The 7437-nt window shown below is 40.9% G+C and carries 8 protein-coding genes and 1 tRNA gene; 4 read left to right on the forward strand and 5 right to left on the reverse strand.

From position 1 onward, the window contains the following. Positions 1 to 181: 181 nt before the first annotated feature. The gene (locus RDK53_RS11975; protein WP_308515170.1) at positions 182 to 982 is read right to left on the reverse strand and encodes an aspartate dehydrogenase domain-containing protein; all 801 of its coding nucleotides are present in this window, start codon (positions 980 to 982) and stop codon (positions 182 to 184) included. 189 nt (positions 983 to 1171) lie between these two features. On the opposite strand from RDK53_RS11975, the gene RDK53_RS11980 reads away from it, so the two are divergent. The 3 genes from RDK53_RS11980 to yddG are packed head-to-tail and all read left to right on the forward strand — an operon-like array spanning position 1172 to position 3630. After that, positions 1172 to 1912, forward strand: a complete 741-nt coding sequence (locus RDK53_RS11980; RefSeq protein WP_308515172.1) for an ATP-binding cassette domain-containing protein — start codon at positions 1172 to 1174, stop codon at positions 1910 to 1912. 9 nt (positions 1913 to 1921) lie between these two features. Beyond that, on the forward strand, positions 1922 to 2740 hold the full coding sequence (gene fetB / locus RDK53_RS11985; protein ID WP_308515174.1) for an iron export ABC transporter permease subunit FetB: 819 nt from the start codon (positions 1922 to 1924) through the stop codon (positions 2738 to 2740). A gap of 2 nt (positions 2741 to 2742) precedes the next feature. Then, entirely contained in the window at positions 2743 to 3630 is an 888-nt protein-coding gene (gene yddG / locus RDK53_RS11990) for an aromatic amino acid DMT transporter YddG (RefSeq protein ID WP_308515176.1), read from the forward strand. 217 nt (positions 3631 to 3847) lie between these two features. Here yddG and RDK53_RS11995 read toward each other — a convergent pair whose 3' ends face one another. Beyond that, positions 3848 to 4432 (reverse strand): Fic family protein, encoded by a 585-nt coding sequence (locus RDK53_RS11995; protein ID WP_308515178.1) that lies wholly within the window; start codon positions 4430 to 4432, stop codon positions 3848 to 3850. Between the two features lie 270 nt (positions 4433 to 4702). After that, a tRNA-Ser gene (locus RDK53_RS12000) sits at positions 4703 to 4794 on the reverse strand. A 100-nt stretch (positions 4795 to 4894) separates the two neighbouring features. Between RDK53_RS12000 and RDK53_RS12005 the strand changes: the two genes are divergently transcribed. After that, complete coding sequence (locus tag RDK53_RS12005) at positions 4895 to 6241, forward strand: hemolysin family protein (RefSeq protein ID WP_308515180.1); 1347 nt, start codon at positions 4895 to 4897, stop codon at positions 6239 to 6241. Here RDK53_RS12005 and RDK53_RS12010 read toward each other — a convergent pair. Beyond that, the gene (locus tag RDK53_RS12010; protein ID WP_308515182.1) at positions 6238 to 6771 is read right to left on the reverse strand and encodes a GNAT family N-acetyltransferase; all 534 of its coding nucleotides are present in this window, start codon (positions 6769 to 6771) and stop codon (positions 6238 to 6240) included. The two genes, RDK53_RS12005 and RDK53_RS12010, sit on opposite strands and share 4 nt — an antisense overlap. Positions 6772 to 6819: 48 nt before the next feature. Next, on the reverse strand, positions 6820 to 7437 hold a 618-nt coding region (locus tag RDK53_RS12015; protein ID WP_308515184.1), incomplete at its 5' end, for a DUF4198 domain-containing protein.

Below are 7437 nucleotides of genomic sequence, written 5' to 3' on the forward strand. Positions count from 1 at the left end.
GTGAAACGCCTCCACGCCGATGATAGTGAGTTGTATTTCTTGCGAAAGTAGGTAGCCTCCGGGCTCAATTATTTAAAACAGACCCTCGAAGTCATTACGGCTCCGAGGGTTTTGTGTTTTTTGCTCACAATTAGAAAGCCTCGCATTTGGGCGAGGCTTTCTATCAAAGAAGGTTGTGGAGCTAGAAGAAGGAAAGCGGAGAAGATAAATTCTTCAGGAGAGCTATAACGCTCCACGCTGCTGACATACTGGCTCTTTCGTTTTCATGATCTGGTTCAGCGGAGAAGGTAAGCTGTGCATCCATAATCGGATTATGCAAAGTTACTGTATGAGTATTCCTTGTTGCACTTGGATCGCTGATCAATTTGACTTTCATGTCATGTGCATGTGAGGCCAAGGCTGTAGCTACGGAAACGTTAACGTTTCTTGGAAAGCCTCTTATAGCTGCGTGAACATCACCTTCAAACACTACCACTTCTTGATCTCTGCGTACCGGCTTATTGGCCAAATACGGAGAGTTGTCATAGACCTGAGGTGGTTTTACGCTGACAATGCTGACTTCAGGATTGCCGTAAGCTGCGAAAGTTGACATGATATCCATGCCGCCGATTGCGCCGCTGGTGACATAGATATGACGTTCATGATCTTTTGCGACCTTAATAATGTGTTCTCTGAAGTCTTTGTCATCCAAAGCTCCCACAGAGGCGATGACTAAATCGCATCCGGATGAAAGAATATCTTCAGCATATTTTTCTACAGCCTCTACCCCGGCAAATTCTACGACTATGTCCGGTCTTAAAGAGAGCAATTCCCTGAGGTTGTGACAGGCGAAGCTCCCAATCTTCATCGACAAATCAACGGCGTGTTCATGATGCTTTGCCAAAACAGCTGTAATGAAGTAGTCATCTTCTAAAAGACGACTAACATTCATACAGAATGTTTGACTTAAAGCTCCACATCCCAGAACTGCAATCTTTTTCATAAATTCTTCCTTTCATTCCTATTGTTTATTTCGTATTAATTGTAAAAAGAAAATACAGAAAAACCAGAAAAAATCTTTAAAAATCAGTCCATCCACTATGAGGATGACCCGTATTAGAGTTATTCCTTTTACTTTTTTACAATATAAGTTTAGATTGTTCCGTGAGTTACGTTGAGAAACATATAAAAAATGACAGCGTTCAGTATACAAAATCTCACTGTTGTGAAAGGTGGAAAAAAAATTCTCGATTCCGTTTCTTTTGATGTTCAAGAAGGAGAATTTGTCTGCATCGTCGGTCCGAGCGGGGCTGGGAAGTCCACGCTGTTGAGACAGTTAAATCGTCTTGATTACGGTCGTACTGGCGGTCAGATTCTTTGGAATGGTAAAAACTTAGAAGAGTATGACGTTCATATTCTTCGTGAACAGGTGGCCTATATTTTTCAGAAAGCCGTAATGTTCCCTGGGAATGCAGAAAAGAATATCAAGATGGGCGCACAGTATGAATCGAAGGTTACTCAACAAGAACTTGAGAAAAGGTTCGCTAGAGCCATTCAGGAGGCGGGCATAACCTCAGAAATGTTGCCTGTAGAAGCTTCAGAGTTGTCGGGCGGACAACAACAAAGGATAGGGATTGCCAGAACCTTGATGCTCGATCCGGTTGTATTACTGTTTGATGAACCTACCGCATCGTTAGATGTAGAAACATCTAATAAATTTTGCAAGACTCTCAAGGTATTAAAAGAGCATCTTAAAGAAAAGAGATCTGCAAGTCTGATGATTACGCATCGGCTTGAAGAGGCATCTTTCCTTGCTGATAAAGTTTTGATGTTAGAAGAAGGTAAAGTTGTTGCCTTTTTGCCCGTGAATGAGTTCTTCAATAATCCTTCTAATGAGAGAGTTGCGAACTTTCTTAAGGCTTATAAATTGTAAGGAGGGAATATGTCTACCACATTAGGTTCAATTGAGATCTCATACGCTCAAATGGCAATTGGCATGGTTCCTCTTGGAATTGTTATTCTCTTGTCTGCAGTTTATAGATTAGAACTCATCAAATCTTTAGTAATCGCGGTAGTTAGAGCATGCATTCAATTAGGAATCATGGGATATCTCTTGGTATGGGTATTTGCTCAAGACAACCCTTGGGTAATTTCTCTGCTGCTCATTATTATGGTGGCGTTCGCTTCACAGGCATCCGAAAGGGCCCTAAAAGGGATAGCTTCAAAAAAAATCAAATTTAAGATTATTAAGATCCTCTTCATATCTATTGCCCTAGGTGCTTTATCAGTCTTATGTTATCTACAGTTTGTTGTCGTGAGACCTGAGCCTCTTTGGGAGGGTAAGTACATTATTCCTTTGGGAGGAATGCTTATTGCTCAATCCATGGTTGCCGGATCTTTGGCTGTTGAGAGATTGAGAAGCGAATTTGAAGCTCGTGCTGATGAAATAGAAACTTTATTGGCTTTAGGAGCAACTTCAGCGGAAGCAAGTAGAGAGTCTGTGAAAGTGGCTATGACAGCAGCGTTGATGCCGATTATTAACTCCATGATGGTTCTCGGTATTGTCGCTTTGCCTGGGATGATGAGCGGTCAGATTCTTGCCGGTGTTTCTCCGTTATTGGCAGTCAGATATCAATTATTAATTTTCTTCTGTATTGCTGCGTCAGCGGCTTTGGTATCTTGGCTTTCAATTAGAATGGTTCGAAGCCTGTTTTTTACTCGTGACGATCAATTCATTCGATTAGAAAGCTTACAAAATTAGAAATGCAGTTTAATTTATCGGCTAAAAAGGCCACATTGCTTGGATGTACAGCCCCAATTACCTGGGGCCTTTCTGTTTCATTTATCAAAGGAATTACCGACTATCTGGGGGTAGGGAGAGGCTTAGCGATAACTTATACGCTTTCCTTTATTATCGTGTTCTTTCTATTCGGACTTCCTAACCTACAGAAGATTCCTTGGAAATACTACTTGTGCGGATTAGGAAGTGCGATAACCTGCTCTATGAGTTTTGCTTTTTCTTTAGCTCTTTCTCAGGGCGGTACTCAGGCCATGGAAGTCGGAATGATTAACTATCTTTGGCCCTCGTTAACTATTCTTTTTGCGGTTATTTTTAATCACCAAAAGGCTAAATGGTGGTTAGGGATCGGCATGGTCGGTGCTATCTACGGTATATGTATTGTTCTCAGCGGAAATGTATTGGTTGACTTCAAAGGAATGTATTTCCATATTCTCGAAAATCCTTTGAGTTATTTTCTCGGGTTGACGGCTGCTATTTCATGGGCGGCATATTCCAATTTTACAAAAGCGTGGTCTAGAGGGGAAAATCCTACCGTCTTAGTTTTTGCCGCTGACGTTATTATTTTTAATGTGCTGAACTTATCCGGTGTTGAAGTTCCCAAAGACTTTACCTGGTTCGGCTTAGGCATCGCAGTTTTAGCAGCATTGGTTTTAGGCTTTGCTTATGGCTTCTGGACTATTGGTGTTCAGAAAGGAAACATTACTATTCTGTCGATTGTTTCCTATTTCACACCGGTCCTCTCATGCGTATTTGCATCCATTTTTATTGGGGCTCAGCTAACAGGAGCTTTCTGGATTGGGGTAGGTATGGTAGTTGTTGCTTCTTTTATTTGCTGGAGGGCAACAATATAAAATTTTCATTGTCCTCTAACAAAACTCTCGGGACCAATAGGTTACCGTAAGAGGAGGTAAGAGAGGCGGTTCAAAACTATACTGAACCTCATAGCACTTAATGTAGTGGAAGGCGAGACTCACTGCGGTAACTATTGTTTTATTGCAACTATATCTGGCTGTAACATAGCGGACTTTAACGAAAAAACGATGAGGTCGTAACGCCTTTCATTTCTGGCTAATCTCTAGATTTTTTAAAGGCAAAAATTTCTGACTTAAGATTCTTTATGTGATTTTTCATCATAAATGAAGAAGAAATGGCTTTATCCTCTTGCTCTCTAGAGTCTATTAACGCTTGGATGTATTCCGCTTTATCCTCTTTTAAAATTTTTGTAGGGAAAAGCTCTAACTCGTTTTGTAGGTGGTTCATTACTAGCCGGGAAGTTCTTCCGTTTCCATCTGCCCAAGGATGTATTGTGATTAAATCGAAATGAGCTTCAAACGTGAATAAATATTTTTCATAGATTAGTGAGCCTCTCTCAAAAGAATTCCTTCTGAGGTTTACCTCTTGGCACCACTTATTAAGTCTATCTTCTATTTTTAAGAAACTTAAATAAGAACGACCTCCCGTTCCAGCATTAACATTTAACCCTCTGAAATCACCGCAAGATGAATCAAAGGAACCTTGAAGAGTGTTGTAAATACTGCCTGTATTTTTCATAACAGCAGCACTTAATTCTCTGAGCATTCGAAGAGAAAAGTCTCTTTTTTCTTGAATAAACTTATTGCTCAGTTCATAAGCACTTTTTAAGTCTAGATTCATCAGCTGTTCCCGAAGACTTCTTTTATTGGAAGTTATACCTTCGTCAAAAAGAAGTTGATTTTCGACTTGATCCTTCGATAGCTGTGGAATGGGTGATGATTGAATACAAATAAAATTTTGAGTAATCCAATTGCTGCGGTATTCCCAGCTGACAGTATTCTGAGAGTGTTTCCAAAAGCGCTTTTTTCATGAACTTTAATCTTCAGGCTTCCTTTCGACCAAAAATAAGCTAGGAAAGAAGCGGGCAGAAGAGGAAAAAAAGAAGCATTCTGGCGGAGAAAGAGAGATTTGAACTCTCGATACGGGGAGACCCGTATACCGGATTTCGAGTCCGGCGCATTCGACCACTCTGCCATTTCTCCGCACAAGGTCGTTATCTTATCAGATCAAAACCGCTTTAAGCTGAGTAAATTCTTTTTTTACTTATTTTTGCCATAATAGTCCACTGTTGCGGAGAAAAAAATGGAATTAGATCTAACAACAAGATTCATTATTATCGTGGCATTGATCCTTTCAAGTGCTTATTTCTCAATTGCCGAAATTTCATTAGCTGCCTCAAGCAAAATCCGAATGCAGCAATTAATTGAACAAGGTAACAAGAGAGCAAAACAAGTTCTAGATCTTCAAATCAAACCCGGACCGTTTTTTTCAGTTATCCAAATCGGTGTTAACGCTATTGCAATTCTCGGCGGTATCGTAGGTGAAACGGTATTTTCCCCCTTTTTCGAACAATTTTTTCTTTATTTCTGCGCCCCGGATTTGGCCGCCTCTCTAGGCTTTTTCTGTTCTTTCTTTGCGGTCACAATGATATTCGTTTTGTTCGCAGACTTAATTCCCAAAAGAATTGGTTTGAACAAGCCCGAAAAATATGCATTGTTATTAATTGGCTCAATGCGATTCTTGATTCTCATCTTGAAGCCTTTCGTTATTGCGTTGACAGGCCTCTCAAATTTCTTCTTAAAAGTGATGGGAGTACCGACAAAGAATGAGGCCACGATTACGAGCGAAGATCTTTTAGCCACTGTTGGTGCCGGGGCAGAAGCAGGTTTGCTTGATAATGATGAGAAACAGGCTATTGAAAATGTAATTAAATTAGAAGATCGATTTGTCACCAGCGCAATGACTCCAAGGGATTCCGTTACCTACTTCACTCTTGGAAATTCTCTCGAAGATATTAAGAAGAAGATTGAATCGGATCCTCATAGTAAATATCTAGTGTGCGATAAGAATATCGACAGAGTTATTGGCTATGTAGATTCCAAAGATTTACTCTGCAGAGCCTTGGAAAATGAAAGTCTTTCACTTCATGAAAAGAGCCTATTAAAGAGTATTCCTTGTCTGCCGGATACATTATCTCTCTCGGAAGTTTTGGAAGTCTTCAAGCAGCAGGGCAAAGATATTGCTGTTGTATTGAACGAATATGCTCTTACGGTGGGAATAATTACTCTGGGAGATGTCATGAGCACGGTGATGGGTAACCTTGTACAGACTGAAGATGATTCCTATATCGTACAAAGAGAAGATGGAACGTGGCTGATTGACGGCGCAACCCCTATCGAAGATCTAGAAAGAACCTTAGAGCTAGACAAAATGCCCGATGATGAAAGTTATGAGACCGTTGCCGGATTCATGATGTATATGCTGAGAAAGATTCCAAAGCTAACGGACAAGGTAATTTACAGCGGCTATAAATTTGAAGTCATCGACGTGGATATGAATCGGATTGATCAAATCTTAGTCAGCAAAATTGAGACAGAGCAAACGAACAAAGAGGAGAAACAAGGTTTAGAGGAAAAGACCGAGAATTAATCTTCATCACTCCAAAGAGGGTCAAATCGTTCCCAAAACTTTTTGACCTTTTCTTCATCCCAGGTTCCAATTGCCATCGTTTGGAAGAGTTCTCCTCTCCAATCGTGCTCTTTGCCAACTTTTTTAAATCCTAGGCGTTTATAAAAATTCAAACGTTTTAGGCGAGTCTGCAGACGCTCAGGTGCGCTTTCTAATGGGACTTCGCAGTGAAGAAAAAGAAGGTCGCTGGGATACGCTTCCTTAACGAAGTTAACAAGCCTTGAGCCTACTCCTTTGCCTTGGTAGGCCGAATCGGTGGCGAGGTAAAAGATATAACTTATGGGAGGAAGGGAAAGAAGAGTAACGAAGCCTAAGACTTTGTCTCCTTCAGCAAGAACCCAGGCATCGGCACCCTCGACAGAAGGATCGAAAAAAGGTTCTAAAGAGACTCTCTCATGGACCGGAAATTGATGCGTGAATACGATCTTTATTTTTTCCACAAATTTAGATCCGGCATCAACCTTAGTAATCTTAGGCTCTAACTCTTTCATTCCTTAGAATTCAAAATAAATCCCTTGTATTCTAAAGGATAACGCCTGCTATGGTTTTACAAATTTAGTCCATAAAACACTTCCCAGTTCGATTGGAGAACCGTCCTTGTTGACTGGCAGAGAATTCGCATTGTTAAGAGCCACAAAGCCCCACCATCCTTCCCAGGGGATCGTAAAGTCAATTACACCGTCTTTGTTCGTTCTCAGAAGAGTAATGATCTTGGTGGTTGCTGACGCACCTTTATAGTTATCAGCTCCGTAGTATTCCACTGCAACTACGGAGTTGGCAGCGGGCTTTCCATTCAGAACTACTAGCGCAGAGAACTTGCCTCCCGCAGCTTGTCCAAATGCAGGAGTCATCGGAAAGATTTGATTCTGCATTTCCTGATATTTCGGCCAATCACCGTTTTGTCCATAAACCGGTTCCATCAATCTTCTGACCTGTGGGCTGAAAGGATTATCAGAGCCTTTTGGATAGACGATGAATTGGTAGAGACCTGGCCTCATTATTTGGAAATTTGTGGTCCAACCGAATTTGTCTTGTGCTAATTGGTTGTTGAATTGAGCCATGTAAGTAATGGCTTTACCATTAACTACGATAGTTTCCGGTTTTGCCTGATTTAAAAACCATGCAGGGCTTGAATTGTCAATTAGATAGCTTGCCCC

The organism is uncultured Turicimonas sp. (assembly GCF_902477955.1).
Classification (GTDB): Bacteria; Pseudomonadota; Gammaproteobacteria; order Burkholderiales; family Burkholderiaceae_F; genus Turicimonas.

Bases quoted from the DNA above. Each gene is read 5' to 3' on its own strand.
- yddG (WP_308515176.1), top strand. From the start codon at position 2,743: ATGCAGTTTAATTTATCGGCTAAAAAGGCCACATTGCTTGGATGTACA.
- RDK53_RS12005 (WP_308515180.1), top strand. From the start codon at position 4,895: ATGGAATTAGATCTAACAACAAGATTCATTATTATCGTGGCATTGATC.
- RDK53_RS11995 (WP_308515178.1), bottom strand. From the start codon at position 4,432: ATGAATCTAGACTTAAAAAGTGCTTATGAACTGAGCAATAAGTTTATT.
- RDK53_RS12010 (WP_308515182.1), bottom strand. From the start codon at position 6,771: ATGAAAGAGTTAGAGCCTAAGATTACTAAGGTTGATGCCGGATCTAAA.
- RDK53_RS11980 (WP_308515172.1), top strand. From the start codon at position 1,172: ATGACAGCGTTCAGTATACAAAATCTCACTGTTGTGAAAGGTGGAAAA.
- fetB (WP_308515174.1), top strand. From the start codon at position 1,922: ATGTCTACCACATTAGGTTCAATTGAGATCTCATACGCTCAAATGGCA.
- RDK53_RS11975 (WP_308515170.1), bottom strand. From the start codon at position 982: ATGAAAAAGATTGCAGTTCTGGGATGTGGAGCTTTAAGTCAAACATTC.